Here is a 22,051-nt window from a genome sequence, read left to right on the forward strand (position 1 = left end):
TGAAACGTGTTCGCATAACGCCGAATATTTAACTATACTCTCGCTTTCCTCCTAGCGAGTTTCGAGATGACGGCTGGGCTCGACGATCCATACGATGCGGTCCCCGTTCATACCTTGCCGGTCAGGGCGTGGACGCAAACGCTGGATCTCGCCCTCACCTACGGTTCCGGACAGCAGATTTACGCCGAAGGGGACCGAGCGCATTCCGTCTACACCGTCGTGTCCGGCGCGGTGCGCACCGTTCGGCATTCCGCCGATGGCCGTCGTCAGATTGGCGGCTTCTACTACCCTGGCGAGCTCTTCGGATTGGAAGCGGAGGAGGAGCGCCTCTTTGCAGCGGAAGCCATTCGGCCCACGCGGATCAGGTCGATCCGTCGAGAGACGGCCACGCAACGGGTCATCATCGAAACCGCCCTGCAGGAACTGAGCCGCGCCAATCAGCACCTGGCCATGCTGGGGCGTCGCTCTGCCGAGGAGAAAATCGCCAGTTTCCTCCTGGATCTGGCCCGCGCCGGCCCTGCGCATCAGGCGGCCCTGCCCATGAGCCGTCAGGATATGGCGGACTATCTGGGTTTGGCGCTGGAAACCGTCTCACGCGTCCTGGGTCGCTTCCAGGAGGAGGAGATCGTCGTCTTCGCCTCCTGCCGCGAGTTCAGTATCATAAAGCGTTTTCGGCTGCTGCGCCTGGCCTCCGCTTGAACGCGCTCACCCTCGGAACGCCTCCGGATCGGGCAGCGTTCAGTGAGCCAACAGCAGGCTGGGACCTTCATCCTTCTGCAGGAAGGTTCGCGTCGCCCCGCCGAAGATGGTCTCGCGCACCCTCGAGCGGCCCCATGCCCCAGCCACAAACAGCGCGGCCCCGCGGCTTTGCGCCAGCGACAGCAGAGCCGCCCCTTCGTCGTCGCCTTCCGCCAGCTCTACGTCGTCGATACCGACGCCGTAGAGGTCGAGATAGTCCTTTAACCGCCCGATGTCGGGATCGTTGACCTGGAAGTCTAGCCCCGTCGGGCACTGCACCACGTGAACCGAGCTGGCCCGCTGCAGTATGGGAAGGCTGGCGCGGATCGCGCGACCGGCTTGAGGACTCCCATCCCAGGCGATGGCGGCGGCGCCTGCGACGCCGCCCTCGCCGTCGCCCCTCGCTACCAGAACAGGCGCACCCAGGTTCAACAGCACCTCCCCCAGATGGCGACGCATGGGGCTGTCCCCGGATTGATCATGAGCGATCACCACCAGATCGGCCAATGCCGTCCTTCGCGCCAAGGCCAAGGCTGGTTGAAGTTTCCGCGCCAGGACCGAGATCCGGGAGCCGCCGACGCCAAAGCCGAAAGCGGCGCCCCTCTTGGCGGCCCCCATGCGCGCGATCGTCTCTATGTGACGTTGCACCTCTCCTTCAGCCGCCAGGAGTTCATCGATAACCGTTTGGGATAGAGCCGCTCCCACCGCCGCGCCCAGGGCGATCATATCCGCAGCCGAGTCTGAGTAGACCGGCAGGATCTCGACTTTCGCGTCATGTTCGACGGCCATCTCGGCCCCGAAATTGATCGCTCGTTCGTCCCGCCCCCTGCCCGACGCCAGCACTACGATCAGCTTCAGTCCCATCAGCTCCTCCTGTCCGTTCACAGGGATCAACGACCGCCGTGAGCGATCCGCCTGGCTGTCGCGGCTACCGCTTGAGCGTGCCGTTCTACGACGTCCTCCCTCAGGCCAGACGTCACACCGCCGATGTTGTGGTGGCCGATGAGCTCCAGCCCGGTAACGGCCGCCAAATGATCGTCGAAATGCTTGCGCATGGCGTCCCACGCGCCGCTGCTTTCCACCCAATGCTGGGGGGCGCCGGAACTGGTGAAGCTGACCAGTCGGCGACCTGAAAGGAGGGGCTCATTGCCGCGGAGTCCGAACCGCGAATAGCCGAACCCCATGCCGAACACGCGCTCGACGTAGCCCTTGAGCATGGCCGGCGGCGCATTGAACCAAAGCGGATAGAACAGGGCGAAGACGTCAGCGTCGCCGATGGCTGCGCGTTCGGCCATCACGTCCTGACGCGCCCGAGCGCCCTCGTCGCCAGGCAGTTCGTCGGCGTGCAGCAGGGGATCGAAACCCTGGCGGTAGAGATCGCGCACGATCACCTCGCCGCCTTCATCCCTGGCGGCCGCAGCGTAGGCCTCCGCCATGGCCGTGGTGAAGCTTCGAACCCTGGGGTGGCTTACGATCAGAACCTGCTTCATCAGACCCTCCTTTCAGCCGCCGGCGCGCGAGGGTTATCAGGACGGGACGGCGCCTCCAGAACGTCGCGCAATCTTGCAAGCAGGGCCTCGCGAGCCTCGTCGTCAGGCGCGCCTTGCAGGGCCTCATTGATGTCTCCCAGAAGCGCAGCGCGCCCGTTGCGCCAGTCCGGCCGACCCGCCGCACCAGGCATCAGCCGCCCAACGCCGCCCAAAGGCTCGGCCCCTGCCGCCGTGAGGGCGAACGCCGAATCCAGCAGCGGCATGACGATGGCGTCGCCCTGCACGCCCGCCTGCATGAGACGCGACGCCAGGCCGGAACGCGCGTCAGGCTCGCCATGGGTCAGGAAGACCTTTCCCGTCACCGGCATGCGGCTCTTGAGCCATGCCACCAGCCCCTCGGCGTCCGCATGAGCCGAATAGGCGTCGATTTCGCGTATGCGCGCATTGACCCGCACGTCATCCCCCTGGATGCGGACCAGTCGTCGCCCTTCCAACAGCACCCGTCCCAGGGTTCCCACCGCTTGAAAACCGGTGATCAAAACCGTCGTCTCACGGCGCCAGAGCAATCGTTTCAGGTGCCGCCTGATGCGGCCCGCGTCGCACATGCCGCTGCCGGCCAGAATGATGTGCCAGTCGCGCAAGCGCTCCAGCCCATCGCTTTCCTGAGGCCGCATCAGATAGTGAAGACGCGCGGCGTCGCGAAGCTCAAGATACGGGTTCTCTTCCGCCTCGGCATTCCATCCGCGTCTCAGAAAGACGTCGGTCGCTTCGATCGCCAGCGGGGAGTCCAGGAAGATTTCGGTCGCCAGCTCCGGTTCGTCGCGCATCACCGCCAGCAGATCCAGGATCAGTTCCTGCGCCCGGCCGACGGCGAAACTCGGCATCAGCAACGGCCCCCCGGCCGCCTTGGCGTCATGCATCTCCTTGGCCAGAAGCGCCCGGCGCTCTTCAGGCGTGAGGGGCTGGCGAACGCGGTCGCCATAGGTGGATTCCAGGATCACATGATCGACCCCGACCGGACCCTCCGGCGTGGGCAGCAAGGGCTGATGACCGGACCCCAGATCGCCCGAGAACAACACCCGCACCGGGCCCTTTTCCTCATGCAGCTCAACCTCGATTGAGGCGGCGCCCAGCAGATGTCCGGCAGGCCACCATCGAGCCTGGATTCCCGGCAGCGGACCGATCGTTTCGCCGAACTTGACGGTCTGGAACAGTCTGAGCGTCGGCGCGACATCGGCCGTTGAATAGATGGGCTCAACCCCGCCGATGCCACGTCTCTGATTGCGGCGATTCAGGTGGGCGACGTCGCCTTCCTGGATTTCGGCCGCGTCGGCCAACATCACCTCGCAAAGATCGCGCGTGGCCCGTGTGGCGTAGATTGGGCCGCGATAGCCCGCCTTGACCAGCTTGGGCAGCAGGCCGGAGTGATCGATGTGGGCATGGGTCAGCAGGACGGCGTCGATCGAGTCCGCTTCGAACGGAAAGGGCTCGTGGTTCAGGGCCTTGAGCGATTTGGAGCCCTGGAACATCCCGCAATCCACGAGGAAGCGCGCGCCCCCGCTCTCCACCAGCACACAGGATCCCGTGACGCATTCCGCCGCACCGTGAAAGGCGAGGTTGATGCTCATGCGCTTCCCCGATCCATGCCTGCTTCAGTCATCGGGACGCAGCATCTCCGGGGACAACCACGCGCCAAGATCACGGTCGGCGACCTTGATCAGATCTCGGTGGAGTTCGGCCGACACCACCAGTCGGTCGCCGATCGCTTTTCGCAACACTGGGGCCAAGCGCGGCGGTGCGACAATCACGACCTTGTCCGTGGCATGGCGGGCGGCAAGACGGACCGCTTCATCGGCCACCTCGTCCATGAAGGCAGCTTTTTCCTGTCGGATGCGGTCCTCGGGGCCGACCCGATGGCGGCCGGGCTGAGCGCTTTCATGGACGCTTCCGGGCGGGTGCGATCGTATCTCGGCACGCCGGGCCGCCAGCGCCGAGACATGGTCCAGCGCCTCCGCGGTCTCGAACCGGAAGGGATGCTCTGATCGATGCACTACCAGGCGAGCGTGGGAAGCGTCCGCCAGGATATGAAGCGGAAAGACCTTGTGCGGCATAACGACATTTCACCGTCAATCACGGCCAACCGCAGGTTTAACCAACCAGCGACTTGCGCGTGTCCTGAACTGCCAGCCACGATCCCACCCAAGCCGACAACAGGGTTTGACTATCGTCAATTGTTAGACGTCGAAGATCAAAGCCCGGAGCCAGTCTGCGAGACGTTACCTGACGCTTCTATTTCAGATGCTGACGGATGGCGGCCATGGCGCAGCCCTCGTCGCCGGCCGCACCGCCTGCCCCCGCCACGCCCAGGGCGCCGATGACCTGGCCGTCGACGATCAGGGGCACCCCGCCGCCCAGAAGCAGCAGTTCGTCCAGGGTGTTGAGGTTCTGAGACGTCGGGTCGTTGCGCGCCCGTTCGGCTAGGACGCTGGTCGCGGTCTTGGTCGACAGCGCCGTATAGGCCTTGCGCTGCGCCGCCAGGGTGTTGTGCGGACCGACGACGTCGTCGCGCTGCAAGGCGACCAGGTTGCCGCTGCGGTCGACCACCGCCGCCACCGCCGACCGGCCCTGGGCGTGACAGGTGGTCAGCACGCCGTCCAGCAGGCGGTTGGCCAGGTCCAGAGACACGTCCTGACGAACCAGAACGCCGTTGGCCGCCGCCGGGGCGTCCTGCACCGGAGCCGCGCTGATGAAGGCGGCCGCCGCCAGAAGAGAAAGGGAAAAGGTCATTGTCTGGTCCTTTGAATCAGAGCGGCGGGCATGCCCCGCCATCAGGGTCAGGAATGAGGCAGGTCGGGGCGAATCTCGTGTCCGACCAAGTGATTGGAGACCAACAGCCCGTCTCTGAGCGTCAGACGGCGGGTGCAGCGGGCGGCGACGCCCTCGTCATGGGTGCAGATCAGGAAGGTCGCCCCCTCCTCCCGGTTCACCTCGCGCATCAGGTCCAGCACGCGGTCGGCCGAGTCGCGATCCAGGTTGCCCGTGGGCTCGTCGGCGATGATCAGGTCCGGCTGGTTCATCAGGGCGCGGGCAATGGCGACGCGCTGCTTCTGGCCGCCCGAAAGGCGCGTGGCTGGATAGTCGATGCGATCTTCCAGCCCCACCCGCGCCAGAAGGCCCCGCGCCCGGTCGCGCATCTGGCGCGAAATGCCCCCGGCGGGCGCGGCGGCGGGAAAGGCGACGTTCTCCATCGCGGTGAAGTCGGGCAGCAGGTGATGAAACTGGAAGACGAAGCCCAGCCGCTCGTTGCGGAAGCGCGCCCGCCGGGCCTCGGACAGGCCGTCCACGGCTTCGCCGCTGATCGACAGGGAGCCGGCCGACTGGCGCAGCAACAGGCCGATGATCGACAGCAGGGTCGACTTGCCCGACCCCGACGCCCCCAGAAGGGCGACCAGCTCGCCCCGGTCCAGATCCAGGTCGACGCCTTTCAGCACACGGGTTTCTTCCTCCCCGTTGCGGAAGACCTTTTCGATCCCCCGCGCCTGCAGCACGCGCGTCATTGCTGAATCGCCTCCAGCGGATCGACCTTGGAGGCCGACCGGGCGGGCAGGATCGAGGCGATCACCGCCCCGAGCGTGGTCAGCACCAGGGCCGCGACATAGCCCCCCTGTTCCGGCGCGATGGGCAGGGCCGAGGTTCCGTCAGGTTTGACGATCCCTTGCAGCCAGACACACAGGCCGTAGCCGCTGGCGCAGCCGATCAGGGCGCCGACCAGCCCGATGATCAGGCCTTGCAGCAGGAAGACCCACAGGATGAAGCCGCCCGGCACGCCGAAGGCGCGCATGATGCCGACCTCGCCGCGCCGTCGATAGGCGGACAGGACCAGGGCGCTGGCCACGCCGATGATGATGGAGATCAGCGAAAATATCTGGATCAGGGTTCCCGTCTGGCCCTGCGCCGTCAGCGCGTCCTCCAGGCTCAGGTTCTTTTCCTGCCAGGGCGTGGCGCGCAGCCCCGTCGCATCGGCCAGAAAACGCGCGACCGCGCGGGCGTCGTCCGGATTCTTCAGCTTGACCTCGATATTGGTCACCCCCTCGGGCAGGACGAACAAGGGGCGGGCCGTCTGTAGCGACATGAAGGCCACCCTTTCATCCAGGCTCTGCAAGCCGGTGCGGAATACGCCCTTCACCGTCAACTGACGCTCCACGCCGCGGTCGGTCCGCAGCAGGATGGACTGCCCTGCGCTCAGGCCCAGATCCTCGGCCATGCGCACCCCGATCAACAGGCCGTCCGCGCCCAGATCGCCGTCGCCGCTGATGATCTTGGGCGTGATCTGCGAGATGGCGTCGATCCCCTGCGGGTCCACGCCCAGGATCGACACCGGCGATACCGCCTCGCTTTTCACCAGGAAGGCGCTGCCCGAAATCTGCGGGCTGATGGCCGATACGGCGGGGTTGGCCCGCAGCAGTTGCACGATCATGGGCCAGTCGCGGATCTGCTTGCGCTGGAAGGTGGACACCAGGGCGACCGATTCCACCGGCATGTCCGGCCCCGCCAGGACCCGCGCCACGCGCGTCGGCGGCTCCAGGCTGACATGGGCGCTGTCGCCCGTGACCTGATCGGTCAGCCGCACGGCCAGGCCGGCGATCAGGGCGGTTATGAAGATGAACACCGTCACCCCCAGCGCCACCCCCGCGATCAGCAGCAGAGTCTGGCTGGGATTGGACAGCAGATACCGCCGCGCGACCTTGAAGGCGAACACGGCCTCACCCGTCCGTCTTGGGCGCCACGGGACGGACGCGGGCGCCGACCCGGGCCGAGGCGGGGTCCAGAACCACGCGGTCGCCCGCCGCCAGGCCGCGTTCGATCAGGGCGTTGACCGTGGGCCAGCGCGCCACCACCACCGCGCGTTCGCGCACGATGTCGTCGGCGTCGACCACATAGACCTTGGGCGCGGCGGTGGCGTCCACTACGGCGCTGCGCGGCAGCACGATGGCGCCGGATCGCTGTCCGACGACGATGGTCACGTCGATTGAACGTCCGGGCGACAGGGACGGGCCCGCTTCGGGCGCCAGCTTCACCAGCCGGCCGCCCGTGGCCGCGTCAACCTGCGGCGAGACCTCGGTCACGCGGGCGGCGAAGATCGTGGAGGTCCCGGACAGGGACGCGCGGGCGATCATGCCTGGACGGATGGCGTCGGCGTAGGCCTCCTCGACCTCGGCGCGGATTTCGACGCCTGTCGCCGATCCCAGTTCGAACAGGGTCTCGCCGGCGGCCACCACCTGGCCGTTGTCGATGGGCCGCACCAACACGATCCCGCTCATTGGCGCGCGAATGGTGAACTCTCGCGCGCGTTCGGCGGAGGCGCGCACGGCGGCGGCGGCCGCTGCGACATTGGCCTCGGCCGCCTGCAGTGCGGTTCGCGCAGCGTCCAGCGCCGCCGGCGCGGCGAAGCCCCGCTCGTTCAGCGTTCGGGTGCGCTCGTATTTCAGGCGTGCGTCGGCGGCCTCGGCGCGGGCGGCGCGTTCACGCGCCAGATCGGCCTCGGTCTGGGCCTGCTCGACGGAGGCGAGGATGACGGCCAGCGGGTCGCCGGCCGCAACGCGGTCGCCGTCGTCATGCATCAGGCGCACCACCTGCCCCGGATTGGGCGACGCCACCTGGACCAGATCCATAGGCCGCGCCCGCCCCACCACCGAGAGGCCAAGCTCCACCGTCTGCGGCTTGACCGTCGCCACCGCCGCCTCGGGCGGGCGACGCAACAGAATGGCCGCGGTCACGGCCAGTCCTACCAGGACGGTCACGGCGAGGACGATGAGTTGTTTTCGATTGGGCCGCATGAAGGATCTCTGAGGGTCGCGATCCGCGACGAAACGATCCTGCGGCGGTCGCCATGGATCGGCAAGCCTGTGGGCGCCGCGCGACAGGCGGCTTTTCGCCTGAGGGGAAAGCCCCGGAGCCGGTTGTCGACCCCGGGGCCTGGACTCAGAAGGCGAACTTGGCTCGCAGGGTCACGGGCACATAGGTGCGGTCGCCGACGCCGTTGATCGACGCTAGCCCCAGACCGCCGATGGCGCTGTCGTCGTCGCTCAGGCTGGAGATATAGCGAACGCCCGTCTCGGCCTGCACCGACGCCCGGTCGTTGAAGGCGTAGGACAGACCGACGTCCAGACCCGCCGTGAAGCTGGTGGAGCTGTCGTAGAAGGGCGCGTCAGCGATGGTGATGGCGGCGTCCGGGATCTCGAACGTGGCGTTGATCTTGTCAGTGAAGACCGCGCCCAGACGGCCGGCGACGTAGGGCTTGAGCGCGCCCGCGCCGAAATACTGGCGGTAGCCCGCTTCCAGGGCATAGGCCTTGTATTCGCCGAAGGTCCCGTACACCGGCAGGGTCGTGGCCAGGGCCGGCACGAAGGCGCCGCCCACCTGCACACGGCCCTCGTCAGCCTGCATGTAGCGCACCGATCCAAAGACCTCGGCGTTGTTGCTCATGCCATAGGCGAACTCGGCGCCCAGGTTCATGCCCTCTCCGTAGATATCGTCGAAGCTGCGCGACTGGATGCGCAGTTCAGCGTTCACCCCGGCCAGAGCGGGATTGAGGGGGCCGAGATCCGGCACCGCTGCGGTCGCCCCGCCATGCACGTCGCCCCCGGTCGGGAACTCGGCGCCGGCTTCCAGGCTGACCGTCCAGCGGCCCGGCGCGGTTTGAGCCTGAGCCGCGCCCGCGGCGGAAAGCGCGACAACACTCGAGAGCAAAATCGTCCTGAACATTCTTCATCCCTCTTTCTAGACGCCGACGACGCGAGGCGACGGTCGCACGTCACGGACGAGCCAACGTGACATCTCGTTGGCACGAAAAACGAGCTGCCTTGCTGGACAGCAGCCGATTTACGCGAGGTGGGATCGAACGGATCAACTCGGCGGTCCATTATTCCCGCCAGTCGGTGAACGCCGACGCCTTACCCTGGAGGCGGGCGCTCCAAGTTGCAGGACGCCATGATCCGGCGGTCATGCAGATCTGGTCACCCTTTATGGATCTTGCGCCCCTAGGCAGATGCCAACCGGCGGCTTTTATCGGCCACTGGCGATGTAAACGCTCGCCTCTGTGAAGAGTACATGCGGAACGGGCGGCCCCGCTGATGCGAGACCGCCCGTAAATCCACAGATCAGGCCAAAACCTGAAATGGTCGGAGCGACAGGATTCGAACCTGCGACCCCTTGACCCCCAGTCAAGTGCGCTACCAGGCTGCGCCACGCTCCGAAGGCGCTCCGTATAGACGGGGGTTTGCCGCTCCGCAAACCCTAAAACGCATTATCGACAACAACTTCCGCCCTATCGGCGCAGAACCGCCTCAAGCCGCGCATGCGCCGCTTCCAGCTCGGTTAAAACGCGCCTCAAGCGGTCATGATCCCGTGCTGGCGAAACAGCCGAGGCCTCAAGCGCAGGTGAAAGACCCGAATCGATTTCCAGCGTTGCGGTAGGGTCGCCATAGGCGGCCACGCGCGCCAGGCCCTGATCCTTCACCAGGCGCTGGACGCCGCGAATGGTCAGGCCCTCGTCATGCAGCAAACGTCGAACGGCCTTCAGCACCATCACATCATCCGGGCGATAGAAACGCCGTCCGCCCGCCCGCTTCACCGGGACGATGAAATCGAACTTCGTCTCCCAGAAGCGCAGAACATGCTGAGGCGCGCCGACTTCTTCGGCGGCTTCGGAGATCGTGCGGAAGGCGCTAGGGCTTTTGGCCAATGAACTCAGGTCTCTACGACGGCGTCGTGCACTCGGCCCTTCATGATCTGAGAGGCCCGGAAGCTGATGACGCGACGGGGGTTGATGGCGGCGGGTTCGCCGGTCTTGGGGTTGCGTCCCATGCGCGCGCGCTTTTCGCGCACCTGGAAGACGCCGAAGCCAGACAGTTTGACCGTCTCGCCGCGTTCAAGCGACTCGACGATCAGTTCAAGCGTCCGTTCGACCATGCCGGAACATTCCTGGCGCGATAGGCCGACCTCTTCGTGAACGGCCTCGCACAGATCAGCCCGAGTAAGGGTCTGGGACACTGGCATCTCCCCGCTTTCCAATGGCGGGGCATTGAAGGGCAAAATGAATGAAAATCAAAGCCCTCAATGAAAATCTAGAATCTGAAGGCGCAGGCGCCCCACGTCAGGCCGCCGCCCATGGCTTCGACCAGCACCAGATCGCCCTTCTTGATGCGTCCGTCCTTGATGGCGACGTCCATCGCCAGCGGGATGGAGGCGGCCGAGGTGTTGGCGTGCATGGCCACGGTCGAGATGACCTTGTCCTCGTCCAGGCCGAGGCGGTCGCCGACGCCCTTGATGATCCGCTGATTGGCCTGGTGCGGCACGAACCAGTCGATCTCGGGGATATCGACTCCCGCAACTTCGGCGGCAGCGGTGATCGCCTCGGCGATGTTGACCACGGCGTGGCGGAACACCTGATTGCCCAGCATCCGCAGGTGGCCGACCGTTCCGGTCGTGGCGGGACCGCCATCGACGTAGAGCATGTCGGACTTGGCGCCCTCGCAGCGCAGGGCGAAGCCCAGCACGCCGCGATCATCCTTGGTCCCCTGCCCTTCGCCGGGCTCCAGCACGAAGGCGCCGGCGCCGTCGCCGAACAGGACGCAGGTGGTGCGGTCCGTCCAGTCCATCAGCCGGGTCATTTCCTCGGCGCCGATGACCAGGGCGCATTTGGCCTGGCCGCGCGCGACGAAGCCGTCGGCGATGCTCATGGCGTAGACGAACCCTGAGCAAACCGCCTGAACGTCGAAGGCGATGCCGACCGGGGCGCCCAGCTTGCGCTGGACGATGGCGGCCGTGGCGGGGAAGGTCTGGTCCGGGGTGGTCGTGGCGACGATGATCAGATCGACGTCCGCCGCCGTCTTGCCCGCGTCAGCCAGGGCGCGCTCGGCGGCCTTGAGCGCCAGATCGCTGGTCGGCTCATCGTCACGGGCCTTGTGGCGCTGGCGAATACCGGTGCGCTCGATGATCCACTCGTCGGAGGTGTCGACGATCTTGGTCAGATCGGCGTTGGTGACGACTTGTTCGGGCAGGAAGGAGCCGACCCCGGTGACGACGCTGCGGATGACGCTCACGACTGGATCTCTCCCGTTTGCTCTTTGTCGGACGCGGCCTCAGCCGTATCCAGAACGGCCGACAGACGCGCAAAATTGGCGCTAACCTTGGTCAGATAGTCACTCCGGGCCAGATCGACAGCCACACGGATGGCGTTTCCATAACCCTCGGCCGTGGCGCCGCCGTGGCTCTTCACCACGATGCCGTTCAGGCCCAGCAGGGGGCCGCCGTTGACGCTGCTGGGATCGATCCGGCGCGCCATCTTCTTCAGCGCGGGCATGGCGATCAAGGCGCCCATCTTGGCCATCGGGCCCGAGGTCAAAGCCTCTTTCAGCAGGCCCGAAATGAACCGGGCCGTGCCTTCGGCAGTCTTCAAGGCCACATTGCCGGTGAAGCCGTCGGTCACCACCACGTCCACCGTGCCGGCGGCGATATCGTGGCCCTCGACAAAGCCGGTGTAGTTCACAGGCACCGCATCGGTGCGCAGGACGGCATGGGCCTCGCGAACCTCTTCATGACCCTTCATGTCTTCGGAGCCGACATTCAGAATGCCGACGGTAGGCTTCTCCACGCCGTGGACGGCCGACTGGAAAGCCTCGCCCATGATGGCGAACTCGACCAGCTGACGCGCATCGCTGCCGATGTTGGCGCCGACGTCCAGCACGGCGGTAAAGCCGCGTTTCGTCGGCCAGCTGGCGACAATGGCGGGCCGCTCCAGCCCATCCACCGCCATACGCAGCAGCAGCTTCGAGATAGCCATCAAAGCGCCGGTGTTGCCGGCCGACACGGCGGCCTGCGCCTCGCCGAGCTTGACCGCCTCAATGGCGTTCCACAGGCTGGAGCCCTTGCCCCGGCGCATGGCCTGGGCGGGCTTTTCGTCCATGCCCACGACCTTGTCCGTGTGGCGGATTTCGCAGACATCCGCCGGCAGGCCATTACGCGCGACCTCGGCGCGGATCGCCGTCTCGTCGCCATGCAGTTGAAAACGAACGCCTTCGCCGCCGTAACGGTCGATGTAAGCCTTTACGCCCCCCACCACGACGGAAGGCCCATGGTCCCCGCCCATGGCGTCGAGCGAGATCAGTATCGGTGATGCCAAGTGAAAATCGACTCCGTCGCCGTCTTGCCGCGGCGCATCAGTTTAAGGCGAGCGGACGAAAATGTCGCACCGTGGATGAGGCTTGAGCGACCTTAGGTCAACTCTTGTCGGTTTGCCCGTTTGGCTTCAGCGCCTTGAGCACGCCGAAGGGCGAGATTTCTCCGGGCTCCGGCGGCTGTTGGAACACCGCGCCTTCCTTGCGGGGGTAGGGATCCAGATGCAGGGCCAGTTGCTCGACCGCGTACTGGCCCAGGTCGATCTGACCATTTTCCACCACGTCGGCCGAGTCGTCGTCCAGCTCCAGATCGATCTCGCCTTCCTCGTTGGCTTGAATCTCGGGCGCCGTTTCGGTCAGGTTGATCGAGAACGTCTCATCAATGGCGACAGGCAGCGGCTCCAGCGTCAGGACACACGCCTGAACGGCCTCGGCCTGGACCCGGCCGTCCATGCGCCAACCCGACACGGTGGGGACGATCTCCATGTCGGCGACGAATCGGTCGAGCGATTTCAGGCTCAAGGCCCGCGCGATTCGCGCGCGCGCTGCGTCGTCCGGTTCCAGCCGGCGGCTCAGGGATACGCCGACCTGATGCAGGCGGATAGGTTCGCTATAGGGAAGAGCAGGAAGGGTCATGCGACGATCATCGCCCAGTCCGGCGCCTTTTCCACGGCGGCCGACGGCTGTCGGGCCAGCCTTTCATGCGAATCGATGGTGTAGCGCGCCAGGGCCGCGCCAGCGGCGGCGTCTTCGCTCTCAAAGACATTGCGGGCGATCGAGGCCTGAAGGCCCTCGTGATCCCCTGCCCTCAGCGCCTTTTCATAGGCGCTCATGCGGCCATAGAGGGCTTCGCCCAACTTGCGCATCTTCTTGCCCACCGAGACATCGCCCACGCCCAGTTCGCGCAGCACGTTGTCCAGCGCCGACACATAGGCGTCGAACAGCCTCTGAGACAGGTCAGCGCCACGCTCTCCGTCCTGCTTCAGCCGCACGAACAGCAGCAGCACATGCAGGGTGTAGAGTTCGAAACGCGCGTCGATGCGGTCCGCAACGCCCAGGCGCGTGTAAAAATCAGGCTGGCGGGCCTGATCGACGGCCAGGGCGTACAAGGCCTGGACATGGCGATCTTGCGTCTGGCGCTTGAAGAGTGTCTTGAACATAGGATTTCACGGCCCCTTTTCCGCCGCGCCGTTGCACTAGGACGCAGCGACGGTTAGGTCAAAGACCTTATTTCTTGAGGCCCATCGCCGATGCCCCGTTTTACGTCGCTCATCATCGCCGCCTCGCTCGCCGCCGCCGCCGGCGCCTGCGCGCCAGTCGTCGCCACCCAGGGCTTTCAGGCCGTGGACGTCAAACCTCAGGATATCGAGGCTGGCGTCGACACGCGGGAGACCGTGCTGACAAAGCTGGGCACGCCCTCCACCGCCTCGACCTTTGAGGCGGAGAACGTCTGGTACTATCTGACCCAGACGACCCAGCGCTACACCTACAACAAGCCGAAGGTGTCGCAGCGTACGGTGACGGAGATCACCTTCAACGAGGCGGACGGCAAGGTCGCCACGGTGCGCAATCTGGGCCTGGAAGACGGCCGCCAGATCGCCATGGAAAGCCGCGAGACCCCGACGCGCGGCCGCCAGCTGACCATCCTTGAGCAACTGCTCGGCAACGTCGGCCGCGGCCAACTGCCGCGCACCGAGGACGACGTTCCTGGCCAGCGCCGCCCGGACTAACGGCCACAGCACATACAGTCGCCCTAAAGCCGCGAGCAACCGCGTCACGAGCATAGGGCGCAAAAAAAGATAACGCCCCGGAGATCGCTCTCCGGGGCGTTTTCAGTTCCAGCTGAGCGCTGTCAGACGATCTTGCCGCTCGCCAGCACCGCCAGCAGCAGCAGCGCCACGATGTTGGTGATCTTGATCATCGGGTTCACCGCCGGGCCGGAGGTGTCCTTGTAGGGATCCCCCACAGTGTCGCCGGTGACGGCGGCCTTGTGCGCTTCCGAGCCCTTGCCGTGGACCACGCCGTTTTTGTCAGTGAAGCCTTCCTCGATCACCTTCTTGGCGTTGTCCCAGGCGCCGCCGCCCGAGGTCATGGAAATGGCGACGAACAGGCCCGTCACGATCACCCCCATGAGCATGGCCCCCAGGGCGGCGAAGGCGTTGGCCTTGTCCGGCTGTATGAACAGGATGACGACGAACAGGATGATTGGCGACAGAACCGGCAGCAGGGACGGCATGATCATCTCGCGGATAGCCGCGCTGGTCAGGATGTCGACCGCCCGTCCGTATTCCGGCTTGGTCTCGAACGTCATGATTCCGGGGTTCTCGCGGAACTGACGCCTGACCTCGGCCACCACGGCCTCGGCCGCGCGACCCACGGCCGTCATCGACAGACCGCCGAACAGGAAGGGCAGCAGCCCTCCGAACAGCAGGCCGACCACGACATAGGGGTTGGACAGGTCGAAGGCGACCGCGCCCAGGCCGTGGAAGAAGCTGCCCGGCTGCGCCTCGGCCGCGAAGAACTTGAGGTCCTCCACATAGGCGGCGAACAGGACCAGCGCCCCAAGCCCCGCCGAACCGATGGCGTAGCCCTTGGTCACGGCCTTGGTGGTGTTGCCCACGGCGTCCAGGGCGTCGGTCGAGACACGGACTTCCGGCGGCAGGCCCGCCATCTCGGCGATGCCGCCTGCGTTATCCGTGACCGGACCGAAGGCGTCCAGCGCCACGATCATCCCCGCCACGCCCAGCATGGTGGTGGTGGCGATGGCGATGCCGAACAGGCCTGCCAATTGGAAGGCCGCGACGATGCCGACGATGATGGTCAGGGCCGGAAGCGCCGTGGACTCCAGCGACATGGCCAGACCCTGGATCACGTTTGTGCCGTGCCCCGAGACCGAGGCGTTGGCCACCGACTTCACCGGCCGGAAGCCCGTGCCGGTATAGTATTCGGTGATGACCACGATGGCCGCCGTAACCAGCAGGCCGACGACGCCCGCCCAGAACAGGTTCATCGGCTGGATCAGCAGCCCGCCTGAGGTTTCGACCGCCCCCGGTAGAAGCTGATTGATCACCCACCAGACCGCGCCCAGCGACAGCACGCCGGTGACGATCAGGCCCTGATACAGGGCTCCCATGATGTTGCCGCTCTTGCCCAGACGGACGAAGAAGGTGCCGATGATCGACGTCACGATGCAGACGCCGCAGATCGCCAGCGGCAGCAGCATCAGCACGTCGACATAGGGCTGGTTGCGGAAGAAGATGGCCGCCAGCACCATGGTCGCCACCGTGGTGACGGCATAGGTTTCGAACAGGTCGGCGGCCATGCCGGCGCAGTCGCCGACGTTGTCGCCCACATTGTCCGCGATGGTGGCGGCGTTGCGGGGGTCGTCCTCAGGGATGCCGGCCTCGACCTTGCCGACCATGTCGCCGCCGACGTCGGCCCCTTTGGTGAAGATGCCGCCGCCCAGTCGCGCGAAGATGGAAATCAGCGAGGCGCCGAAGCCCAGCGCCACAAGGCCGTCGATGACCTCGCGGCTGGTAGAGGCGTGGCCCATTCCCTGGGTCATGAAGGCGTAGTAGCCGGACACGCCCAGAAGAGCGCCGCCCGCCACGAACATGCCGGTGATGGCGCCGGAGCGGAAGGCCAGGTCTAGTCCTTTGGACAGGCTCTGCGATGCGGCCTGGGCCGTGCGGACGTTGGCGCGCACGGAGATCAGCATCCCCGCATAGCCCGCCGCGCCCGACAGGACGGCGCCGATCAGGAAGCCGAGCGCCGCCCAGATCCCGATAAGAAAAAAGGCCGCGACCAAGATCACGACCCCTACAATGCCAATCGTTGTGTACTGACGCTTCAGATAGGCGGATGCCCCTTCCTGAATCGCCGCGGCGATCTCACGCATCCGTTCATTACCACTGTCGGCCTTCATCAGGGCGGCGGTCTGGACGGCTCCGTAAAGCACCCCCAAAGCGCCGGCCGCGATGACCAGCCAAAGATATGACCTCATGGCGTTTCCAAGCCCTATGCAACTAGACGCGCGGATCCATGGGCTGCGCTACGGGCGTTGTCGCCTCTCGGCCGCCTTCCGGTCCCCCCGTGCGCTTACAGACGTAAATTCACGCCCCTCGGGAATTGCGGCTAAATCGTGCCAAAAGCAGAGCCGTGGCGCAACAGCGCTCTTTTAGAGGGCGCGCACAGTCGTGCGGCGGCGCGCGGCTTGGCTGACGACCTCGACACGGGCGATCGCCCCCTTGCCGATCAGGCTATCGGCCGAGCGGATCAGGCTGGCGCTCAGCGCGGCCGCGTCCAACTGATTCCAGTCGTCGGCGAGGACGAAGGGCGTCGGGTGGCCGGCGCGGACAAGGGCGTCGCGCAGGTAGGGCTCCTTGGCCCTTACCGCGTCCAGGGTTTGGCCCTCGCCCAGATGCAGTCTCAGTTCTGCAAAGACGTAGTTGCGGACGCGGCCGCCCACGATGATCGGCAGGCCCACGCCGGTCAGGTTGAAGCTCGCGGGCTGGGCGGGCGTTTCCGCTGAGGGCGAGGCGAGCGCCGGTCCCGACAGGGCGGCGCCGGCGAGGGCGAGGATCAGGGAGCGGCGGTTCATCAACTCAGACTGGCTCTTCCCCGTTAGGATTCCGTTGCGCTCAGCCGTGGGTCCAGCCGGTGCGGGTCGGGGTGATGGCCTGGCCCAGATAGCGAGGCGACAGCCCCCTGCCCTCGGTCACGCGACCGATGCAAGTCAGGCGCAGGTGGCGGCGCTCGGCCTCGCGGCGCAATGCGTTCTCGGCGCCCGCCGGGACGGTCAGCAGGATCTCATAGTCGTCGCCGCCGCTGGCCAGCAGCTCCAGCGCCGCCTGAGGGTCGACACGCCCCTCGAACCAGGCCTGGGCCGCCGCTGACATCGGCAGGACCTCCAGGTCGATCTCGAGTCGCACGCCGCTGGCTTCGGCGATGTGGGCGGCGTCGGCCAGAAGACCGTCGGACACGTCGGCGCTGGCCGTGGCGAGGCCCAGAACGACGGGCGCGAACTCCACGCGCGGCATGGGAGTGCGATAGGCGGCCTCCAGCGCGTCCATGCGTTCGGGCTCCAGCGTCAGGGTCGCCTGGGCGGCCTGAAGGCCCAGCCAGCCGTCGCCGATGGTTCCGGTGACGAAGACCAGATCGCCGGGCCGCGCGCCCGCCCGGCTGACCGCCGCGCCTGACGGCGCCCAGCCCATCATCGTCGCGGAGAAACTGGCCGGGCCCGGCGTCTTCACCGTGTCGCCGCCCAGCAGGAAGATGTCGAAAATAGCCTGATCGCGCCGCAGCCCGGCGACGAAAGCCTCGCGCTCGGGCCAGCCGCAGCGCTCTGACCAATGACAGGCCAACAGGTAGCCGAAGGGCTCGGCGCCCTTGGCCGCCAGATCGGACAGGTTCACGCGCAAAAGCTTCTGCGCCACCGTGTCCAGCGGGTCGTCGGGCAGGAAGTGGACGCCCTCGACGATCGCGTCCTTGGTCAGAACCAGGTCGTGTCCCGGTCGCGAGGGCAGCGCGGCCACGTCGTCGGCCAGCCCCCTCGCCCATTCCGGGTGCGCCAGCGGCTTCAACAGCCGCTGGATGGTCTCGAATTCACCCGCGACGTCAATCGCGGGCATCGCGCGCCACGCCGTCCAGCGCCGCGTTCACGAACTTCGCCTCCGCGTCGTCGAAGAAGGCCTTGGCCAGTTCGACGTACTCGTCGATGACGATTTCACGCGGCACGTCCGGCTTGTGCTTCAGCTCCCACGCGCCGCAGCGCAGCAGAGCCCGCAGCGTGGCGTCCAGACGCTCCAGCCGCCAGTTGGAGGCCAAGCGCGCCTTGATCGCCTCATCGATGCCGCGCTGATCCTCGACCACGCCGTGGACGATCTCGGAGAACCAGTCCTCGTCAGCCTCGGCCAGAGGGGCGCCGTCGATGTCGGCGTCGAAGCGGTGATTGCGGAACTCGCGCACGACGCTGTCGACGCCCTCGCCCGCCAGCTCCATCTGATACAGGGCCTGAACGGCGGCCAGACGGGCGACCGTCCGGGCGCGGCGTTGGCGGCTGGTCAGCTGCGGCTCGGCGCGGGCTTTTTCAGCCTCGGCCAGTTGAGCCATGACTTCGGCGACGGTCGCCGGGGCGCTGGTCGGTTCGGTCACGAGGCCAGGCCCCCACGCAGGCGTTTACGGATAGAGATCAGGTCCAGGCAGGCGCGGGCGGCGAAGCCGCCCTTGTCGCCCTCGCTGAGGCGGGCGCGGGCCCAGGCCTGCTCCTCGTCCTCGGTCGTCAGGATGCCGTTGCCGATAGCCACGCCCTTGAGGCCCAGGTTGCGGATGCCGGCGGCCGACTGATCCGAGACGATCTCGAAGTGGTAGGTCTCGCCGCGGATCACGCAGCCCAAGGCGACATAGCCGTCGTAGCGCGGCGCGGTCGGATAGCGCCCGGCCTCCTCGGCCATGGCGATCACGGTCGGCACTTCCAGAGCGCCGGGCACGGTCACGACGTCATACTGTACGCCTTGCGCGCGCAGGGCGTCCTTCGCCCCTTCCAGAAGGGCGTCGGCCAGTTCGTCGTAGAAGCGCGCCTCAACGATGAGGACGCGAGTGGGGTCGTTCAAGATTGGTCTTCTCCGTCCATGTCGCGCCAGCCGACGATGCGCAGGCCATAGCCTTCAAGCGCCGTCGGATTGGGTCGCGTCGAACTCATCACGATCATGTCTTTGACGCCGAGGTCGAGCAGAATCTGCGCCCCGACGCCATAGGCTTTCAGCGAGCGATCCGCCGCCGCGGGCTTGGCCACGCCGCCGAGCCGTTCGGCCAGGCCATGCAGGTCGGGATCGCGCAGGAAGACGACGACGCCCGGGCCGTCATGGGCCGCCAGCGCCTGCATCGCCTTCGGAATATAGTCCTGGCGGGCCTCGACATGGCCCAGCAGGTCGGCGGCGAAGTCGATCTGGTGCATGCGCACGACAGTCGGCTTGGCCGGATCGATATCGCCGCGCACCAGGGCGACGTGCTCCGCGCCCTCGATGGTGTTGCGGTACAGGATCAGCTTGAACTCGCCGCCGTGGACGCTCTGGAACGGCGTCTCCATCACGCGCTCGACAAAGCGCTCGGTGCGGCGGCGATAGGCGATCAAGTCGGCGATGGTGCCTATCTTCAGCCCGTGCAACTGGGCGAAGGCGATGAGATCAGGCATCCGCGCCATCTCGCCGTCGTCCTTGATAATCTCGCAGATCACCCCGGCGGGGATCAGGCCGGCCATGCGGCTGATGTCCACAGCGGCCTCGGTGTGGCCGGTGCGCACCAGGACGCCGCCGTCGCGCGCGACCAGCGGGAAGATGTGTCCCGGCGAGACGATGTCGTCGGCGGTGCGCGACGGGTCGGCGGCCACCTGGACCGTGTGAGCGCGGTCAGCGGCCGAAATGCCGGTCGTGACGCCTTCCTTGGCCTCGATCGAGATGGTGAAAGCCGTGCCCATGCTCTCGCGGTTCTCGGCGGCCATCGGCGGCAGGCGCAACTGCTTGGCGCGCTCGGCCGTCATGGCCAGGCACACCAGGCCGCGCGCATAGCGGATCATGAAGTTGATCTGTTCCGGCGTGGCGAACTGGGCCGGAATGACGATGTCGCCCTCGTTCTCGCGGTCCTCGGCGTCCACCAGGATGTAGGGGCGGCCGTTGCGGGCGTCCTCGATAATGTCCTCGATCGAGCTGATCGGGCTGTCGGTATTGTGGACGGCCAGTTTCATCATGCGGTCTCCTGCCACCGCGCGAGGTAACGCGCCAGCATGTCGATCTCCAGATTGACCTTTTCGCCGACCTTCAGGCCGCCGAGGGTGGTCGCATCCCACGTGTGCGGGATGATGTTCACGTCGAAGCGGCGCTCATGCACCCCATTCACCGTCAGGGAAACCCCATCGACCGTGATTGAGCCCTTTGGGGCGATGAATCTGTGCAGGGGCGCGGGCGCATCGATCACGATGCGGTGCGATCCGCCCTCGGGCGTGATGGACACGACCTCACCCAGACCATCGACATGGCCCGAGACGATATGGCCGCCCAGTTCGTCGCCGAGTTTCACCGCGCGCTCCAGGTTGACGCGGGTGTTCTCGCTCCAGTCGCCCAGCTTGGTCTTGGACAGGGTCTCGCCCGAGACCTCGACCGCGAACCAGCCCTCCCCCTTCTCTGTAACAGTCAGGCAGCAGCCCGCGTGGCTGATGGAGGCGCCCAGGTCGATGGTCGCCGTGTCCCACACGGTCTCGACCTCATAGCGACGGTCGCGGTTGGTTTCACGGACGCTGCGAACGCGGCCGATGTCGGTGACGATGCCGGTGAACATGAAAGCTCCGGTCCCTTCGGACCCAAAAAACAGAGTCTAATTAGTCTAATTCGTCTGAAATCGCGCCTGCGGAGGCGTCAGACCCGGGCGTAGCGTTCCCACAGGTCGTCTCCGACAGGCTCGACGCCCAGACGACGGAACTTGGGGGCGTCGGCCAGCTTTGCAAGCGCCAGGGAGGCGACGCAGGGCCTGCCCTCCCCGCCCAGCAGGATCGGGGCGCGGAACCACTCGATGGCGTCGACTGCGCCCGCCTGGATGAAGGAGGCGGCGACCCGGCCACCGCCTTCGATCAGGACGGAGGTGATGGCGCGGGCGGACAGGGCGTCGAGGACGGCGGAAATGGCGGGGCGGCCGTCATCTGCGGCGACGGTGATGACGTCGGCGTGGCCAATGGCGTGGGCCGTGGCGGTCGTGAGGATCAGGGCGTTGCCGGAGGCGACCTTGGCATTCGCAGGGGTCCGCAGACGACTGTCGAGCACGACCCTCAACGGATTCCTTCTCCCCTCGGGGGAGAAGGTGGGCGGCGGAGCCGCTCGGATGAGGGGGACGCCGGACGCGCCCCCGACTTCAGCCGTTTTGCGTGATGACACATGCCCCTCATCCGTCTCGCTACGCGAGCCACCTTCTCCCCCGAGTGGAGAAGGAAGACGGACAGTCAGTTCGGGATCGTCGGCGAGCACGGTCTCGACGCCGACCAGGATGGCGTCATGCGTCGCGCGCAGGCGGTGGCCTTGCAGACGGGCTTCGGGCCCGGTGATCCACTGGCTTTCGCCCGTGGCCGTGGCGATGCGGCCGTCCAGCGACGTGGCCAGCTTGAGGGTGACGCGCGGGCGCATCAGTCCTGGCCGGACTTGGTCTCGTCGAAACCCTCGTCGCCGAGGAATTTGGCGAAGTCGCTGGTGTGGCGGAAGTCCTTGTAGACAGACGCGTAGCGGACGTAGGCGACCTCATCGACCGACTTCAGCGCCTTCATGATGAAGTCGCCGACGATGTGCGAGGGGATCTCGGTCTCGCCCAGGCTTTCCAGTTGGCGCACGATGCGGCTGACCAGAAGCTCGACCTGATCCGGCTGCACCGGGCGTTTGCGCAGGGCGATGCCCAGCGAGCGTTCCAGCTTGTCGCGGTCGAAGGGGGTGCGGCGGCCGTTCCGTTTCAGGATGACCAGTTCGCGCAGCTGCACCCGCTCGAAGGTGGTGAAGCGCCCGTTGCACTGCGGGCAGGACCGACGGCGGCGGATGGCCGCGCCGTCGTCAGACGGGCGGCTGTCCTTTACCTGGGTGTCGGCGTTTCCGCAGAAGGGGCACTTCATCCGAT

General features: G+C 66.5%; 26 protein-coding genes and 1 tRNA gene. 2 read left to right on the top strand and 25 right to left on the bottom strand.

Annotated elements, in window-relative coordinates; all coding sequences use genetic code 11:
- Positions 1 to 66: 66 nt before the first annotated feature.
- Positions 67 to 699: a helix-turn-helix domain-containing protein gene (locus tag PIB44_RS07950; RefSeq protein WP_278068949.1), complete on the top strand. Its 633-nt coding sequence runs from the start codon at positions 67 to 69 to the stop codon at positions 697 to 699.
- Positions 700 to 738: 39 nt separating this feature from the next.
- On the opposite strand, the gene PIB44_RS07955 is transcribed toward PIB44_RS07950, so the two are convergent.
- The 16 genes from PIB44_RS07955 to PIB44_RS08030 form a co-directional block, all read right to left on the bottom strand.
- Complete coding sequence (locus PIB44_RS07955; protein WP_278068950.1) at positions 739 to 1,602, bottom strand: putative universal stress family protein; 864 nt, start codon at positions 1,600 to 1,602, stop codon at positions 739 to 741.
- 26 nt (positions 1,603 to 1,628) lie between these two features.
- Positions 1,629 to 2,228 carry an NAD(P)H-dependent oxidoreductase gene (locus PIB44_RS07960; RefSeq protein ID WP_278068951.1) on the bottom strand — a complete coding sequence of 200 codons (600 nt, stop codon included), beginning with the start codon at positions 2,226 to 2,228 and terminating at the stop codon, positions 1,629 to 1,631.
- Positions 2,228 to 3,856, bottom strand: a complete 1,629-nt coding sequence (locus PIB44_RS07965; protein WP_278068952.1) for an MBL fold metallo-hydrolase RNA specificity domain-containing protein — start codon at positions 3,854 to 3,856, stop codon at positions 2,228 to 2,230. The genes PIB44_RS07960 and PIB44_RS07965 overlap by 1 nt, the downstream gene beginning before the upstream one ends.
- Before the next feature lie 24 nt (positions 3,857 to 3,880).
- The gene (locus PIB44_RS07970) at positions 3,881 to 4,339 is read right to left on the bottom strand and encodes a host attachment protein (RefSeq protein ID WP_278068953.1); all 459 of its coding nucleotides are present in this window, start codon (positions 4,337 to 4,339) and stop codon (positions 3,881 to 3,883) included.
- Between the two features lie 178 nt (positions 4,340 to 4,517).
- Entirely contained in the window at positions 4,518 to 5,015 is a 498-nt protein-coding gene (locus PIB44_RS07975; protein WP_278068954.1) for a GlcG/HbpS family heme-binding protein, read from the bottom strand.
- Positions 5,016 to 5,062: 47 nt separating this feature from the next.
- Positions 5,063 to 5,785, bottom strand: coding sequence for an ABC transporter ATP-binding protein (locus PIB44_RS07980; RefSeq protein WP_278068955.1), 723 nt, complete (start codon positions 5,783 to 5,785; stop codon positions 5,063 to 5,065).
- Positions 5,782 to 6,987 carry an ABC transporter permease gene (locus tag PIB44_RS07985; RefSeq protein WP_278068956.1) on the bottom strand — a complete coding sequence of 402 codons (1,206 nt, stop codon included), beginning with the start codon at positions 6,985 to 6,987 and terminating at the stop codon, positions 5,782 to 5,784. Before PIB44_RS07985 ends, PIB44_RS07980 begins: the two co-directional genes overlap by 4 nt.
- A 4-nt stretch (positions 6,988 to 6,991) precedes the next feature.
- Complete coding sequence (locus tag PIB44_RS07990) at positions 6,992 to 8,065, bottom strand: efflux RND transporter periplasmic adaptor subunit (protein ID WP_278068958.1); 1,074 nt, start codon at positions 8,063 to 8,065, stop codon at positions 6,992 to 6,994.
- A 145-nt stretch (positions 8,066 to 8,210) separates the two neighbouring features.
- Positions 8,211 to 8,993 carry a hypothetical protein gene (locus tag PIB44_RS07995; protein ID WP_278068959.1) on the bottom strand — a complete coding sequence of 261 codons (783 nt, stop codon included), beginning with the start codon at positions 8,991 to 8,993 and terminating at the stop codon, positions 8,211 to 8,213.
- Between the two features lie 413 nt (positions 8,994 to 9,406).
- A tRNA-Pro gene (locus tag PIB44_RS08000) sits at positions 9,407 to 9,483 on the bottom strand.
- 72 nt (positions 9,484 to 9,555) lie between these two features.
- Positions 9,556 to 9,972: a MerR family transcriptional regulator gene (locus tag PIB44_RS08005; protein ID WP_278068961.1), complete on the bottom strand. Its 417-nt coding sequence runs from the start codon at positions 9,970 to 9,972 to the stop codon at positions 9,556 to 9,558.
- Positions 9,973 to 9,977: 5 nt separating this feature from the next.
- Positions 9,978 to 10,286, bottom strand: coding sequence for an integration host factor subunit alpha (locus PIB44_RS08010; protein ID WP_025977057.1), 309 nt, complete (start codon positions 10,284 to 10,286; stop codon positions 9,978 to 9,980).
- Positions 10,287 to 10,354: 68 nt separating this feature from the next.
- On the bottom strand, positions 10,355 to 11,332 hold the full coding sequence (locus PIB44_RS08015) for a beta-ketoacyl-ACP synthase III (protein WP_025977058.1): 978 nt from the start codon (positions 11,330 to 11,332) through the stop codon (positions 10,355 to 10,357).
- A complete protein-coding gene (gene plsX / locus PIB44_RS08020) occupies positions 11,329 to 12,378 on the bottom strand; it encodes a phosphate acyltransferase PlsX (RefSeq protein WP_025977059.1) in 1,050 nt (349 codons plus the stop codon). The genes PIB44_RS08015 and plsX overlap by 4 nt, the downstream gene beginning before the upstream one ends.
- Before the next feature lie 130 nt (positions 12,379 to 12,508).
- Entirely contained in the window at positions 12,509 to 13,042 is a 534-nt protein-coding gene (locus PIB44_RS08025; protein WP_278068963.1) for a YceD family protein, read from the bottom strand.
- Entirely contained in the window at positions 13,039 to 13,566 is a 528-nt protein-coding gene (locus tag PIB44_RS08030; RefSeq protein ID WP_278068964.1) for a ubiquinol-cytochrome C chaperone family protein, read from the bottom strand. The genes PIB44_RS08025 and PIB44_RS08030 overlap by 4 nt, the downstream gene beginning before the upstream one ends.
- 90 nt (positions 13,567 to 13,656) lie before the next feature.
- On the opposite strand from PIB44_RS08030, the gene bamE reads away from it, so the two are divergent.
- Positions 13,657 to 14,136 carry an outer membrane protein assembly factor BamE domain-containing protein gene (bamE, locus tag PIB44_RS08035; RefSeq protein ID WP_025977062.1) on the top strand — a complete coding sequence of 160 codons (480 nt, stop codon included), beginning with the start codon at positions 13,657 to 13,659 and terminating at the stop codon, positions 14,134 to 14,136.
- Between the two features lie 122 nt (positions 14,137 to 14,258).
- Here the strand turns inward: bamE and PIB44_RS08040 are convergent, their stop codons facing one another.
- From PIB44_RS08040 to nrdR, 9 genes are all read right to left on the bottom strand, one after another.
- Positions 14,259 to 16,409 (bottom strand): sodium-translocating pyrophosphatase, encoded by a 2,151-nt coding sequence (locus tag PIB44_RS08040; RefSeq protein ID WP_278068966.1) that lies wholly within the window; start codon positions 16,407 to 16,409, stop codon positions 14,259 to 14,261.
- 174 nt (positions 16,410 to 16,583) lie between these two features.
- A complete protein-coding gene (locus PIB44_RS08045; protein ID WP_278068967.1) occupies positions 16,584 to 17,006 on the bottom strand; it encodes a hypothetical protein in 423 nt (140 codons plus the stop codon).
- A 40-nt stretch (positions 17,007 to 17,046) separates the two neighbouring features.
- Entirely contained in the window at positions 17,047 to 18,036 is a 990-nt protein-coding gene (thiL, locus tag PIB44_RS08050; protein ID WP_278068969.1) for a thiamine-phosphate kinase, read from the bottom strand.
- The gene (gene nusB / locus PIB44_RS08055; protein ID WP_035302214.1) at positions 18,023 to 18,559 is read right to left on the bottom strand and encodes a transcription antitermination factor NusB; all 537 of its coding nucleotides are present in this window, start codon (positions 18,557 to 18,559) and stop codon (positions 18,023 to 18,025) included. The genes thiL and nusB overlap by 14 nt, the downstream gene beginning before the upstream one ends.
- Entirely contained in the window at positions 18,556 to 19,017 is a 462-nt protein-coding gene (gene ribH, locus PIB44_RS08060; protein WP_029972475.1) for a 6,7-dimethyl-8-ribityllumazine synthase, read from the bottom strand. Before ribH ends, nusB begins: the two co-directional genes overlap by 4 nt.
- Positions 19,014 to 20,150, bottom strand: a complete 1,137-nt coding sequence (gene ribB / locus PIB44_RS08065; protein WP_134580800.1) for a 3,4-dihydroxy-2-butanone-4-phosphate synthase — start codon at positions 20,148 to 20,150, stop codon at positions 19,014 to 19,016. Before ribB ends, ribH begins: the two co-directional genes overlap by 4 nt.
- Entirely contained in the window at positions 20,147 to 20,737 is a 591-nt protein-coding gene (locus PIB44_RS08070) for a riboflavin synthase (RefSeq protein ID WP_278068972.1), read from the bottom strand. The genes ribB and PIB44_RS08070 overlap by 4 nt, the downstream gene beginning before the upstream one ends.
- 77 nt (positions 20,738 to 20,814) lie before the next feature.
- Positions 20,815 to 21,573 carry a RibD family protein gene (locus tag PIB44_RS08075; RefSeq protein ID WP_278068974.1) on the bottom strand — a complete coding sequence of 253 codons (759 nt, stop codon included), beginning with the start codon at positions 21,571 to 21,573 and terminating at the stop codon, positions 20,815 to 20,817.
- A complete protein-coding gene (gene nrdR / locus PIB44_RS08080; RefSeq protein ID WP_003164743.1) occupies positions 21,573 to 22,046 on the bottom strand; it encodes a transcriptional regulator NrdR in 474 nt (157 codons plus the stop codon). Before nrdR ends, PIB44_RS08075 begins: the two co-directional genes overlap by 1 nt.
- Positions 22,047 to 22,051: the final 5 nt, after the last annotated feature.

The sequence above is a fragment of the Brevundimonas sanguinis genome (assembly GCF_029636725.1).
GTDB lineage: Bacteria > Pseudomonadota > Alphaproteobacteria > Caulobacterales > Caulobacteraceae > Brevundimonas > Brevundimonas sanguinis.

Bases quoted from the DNA above. Each gene is read 5' to 3' on its own strand.
- PIB44_RS07950 (WP_278068949.1), top strand. From the start codon at position 67: ATGACGGCTGGGCTCGACGATCCATACGATGCGGTCCCCGTTCATACC.
- PIB44_RS07955 (WP_278068950.1), bottom strand. From the start codon at position 1,602: ATGGGACTGAAGCTGATCGTAGTGCTGGCGTCGGGCAGGGGGCGGGAC.
- PIB44_RS07960 (WP_278068951.1), bottom strand. From the start codon at position 2,228: ATGAAGCAGGTTCTGATCGTAAGCCACCCCAGGGTTCGAAGCTTCACC.
- PIB44_RS07965 (WP_278068952.1), bottom strand. From the start codon at position 3,856: ATGAGCATCAACCTCGCCTTTCACGGTGCGGCGGAATGCGTCACGGGA.
- PIB44_RS07970 (WP_278068953.1), bottom strand. From the start codon at position 4,339: ATGCCGCACAAGGTCTTTCCGCTTCATATCCTGGCGGACGCTTCCCAC.
- PIB44_RS07975 (WP_278068954.1), bottom strand. From the start codon at position 5,015: ATGACCTTTTCCCTTTCTCTTCTGGCGGCGGCCGCCTTCATCAGCGCG.
- PIB44_RS07980 (WP_278068955.1), bottom strand. From the start codon at position 5,785: ATGACGCGCGTGCTGCAGGCGCGGGGGATCGAAAAGGTCTTCCGCAAC.
- PIB44_RS07990 (WP_278068958.1), bottom strand. From the start codon at position 8,065: ATGCGGCCCAATCGAAAACAACTCATCGTCCTCGCCGTGACCGTCCTG.
- PIB44_RS07995 (WP_278068959.1), bottom strand. From the start codon at position 8,993: ATGTTCAGGACGATTTTGCTCTCGAGTGTTGTCGCGCTTTCCGCCGCG.
- PIB44_RS08010 (WP_025977057.1), bottom strand. From the start codon at position 10,286: ATGCCAGTGTCCCAGACCCTTACTCGGGCTGATCTGTGCGAGGCCGTT.
- plsX (WP_025977059.1), bottom strand. From the start codon at position 12,378: ATGGGCGGGGACCATGGGCCTTCCGTCGTGGTGGGGGGCGTAAAGGCT.
- PIB44_RS08025 (WP_278068963.1), bottom strand. From the start codon at position 13,042: ATGACCCTTCCTGCTCTTCCCTATAGCGAACCTATCCGCCTGCATCAG.
- PIB44_RS08030 (WP_278068964.1), bottom strand. From the start codon at position 13,566: ATGTTCAAGACACTCTTCAAGCGCCAGACGCAAGATCGCCATGTCCAG.
- bamE (WP_025977062.1), top strand. From the start codon at position 13,657: ATGCCCCGTTTTACGTCGCTCATCATCGCCGCCTCGCTCGCCGCCGCC.
- PIB44_RS08040 (WP_278068966.1), bottom strand. From the start codon at position 16,409: ATGAGGTCATATCTTTGGCTGGTCATCGCGGCCGGCGCTTTGGGGGTG.
- PIB44_RS08045 (WP_278068967.1), bottom strand. From the start codon at position 17,006: ATGAACCGCCGCTCCCTGATCCTCGCCCTCGCCGGCGCCGCCCTGTCG.
- thiL (WP_278068969.1), bottom strand. From the start codon at position 18,036: ATGCCCGCGATTGACGTCGCGGGTGAATTCGAGACCATCCAGCGGCTG.
- ribB (WP_134580800.1), bottom strand. From the start codon at position 20,150: ATGATGAAACTGGCCGTCCACAATACCGACAGCCCGATCAGCTCGATC.
- PIB44_RS08070 (WP_278068972.1), bottom strand. From the start codon at position 20,737: ATGTTCACCGGCATCGTCACCGACATCGGCCGCGTTCGCAGCGTCCGT.
- PIB44_RS08075 (WP_278068974.1), bottom strand. From the start codon at position 21,573: ATGCGCCCGCGCGTCACCCTCAAGCTGGCCACGTCGCTGGACGGCCGC.
- nrdR (WP_003164743.1), bottom strand. From the start codon at position 22,046: ATGAAGTGCCCCTTCTGCGGAAACGCCGACACCCAGGTAAAGGACAGC.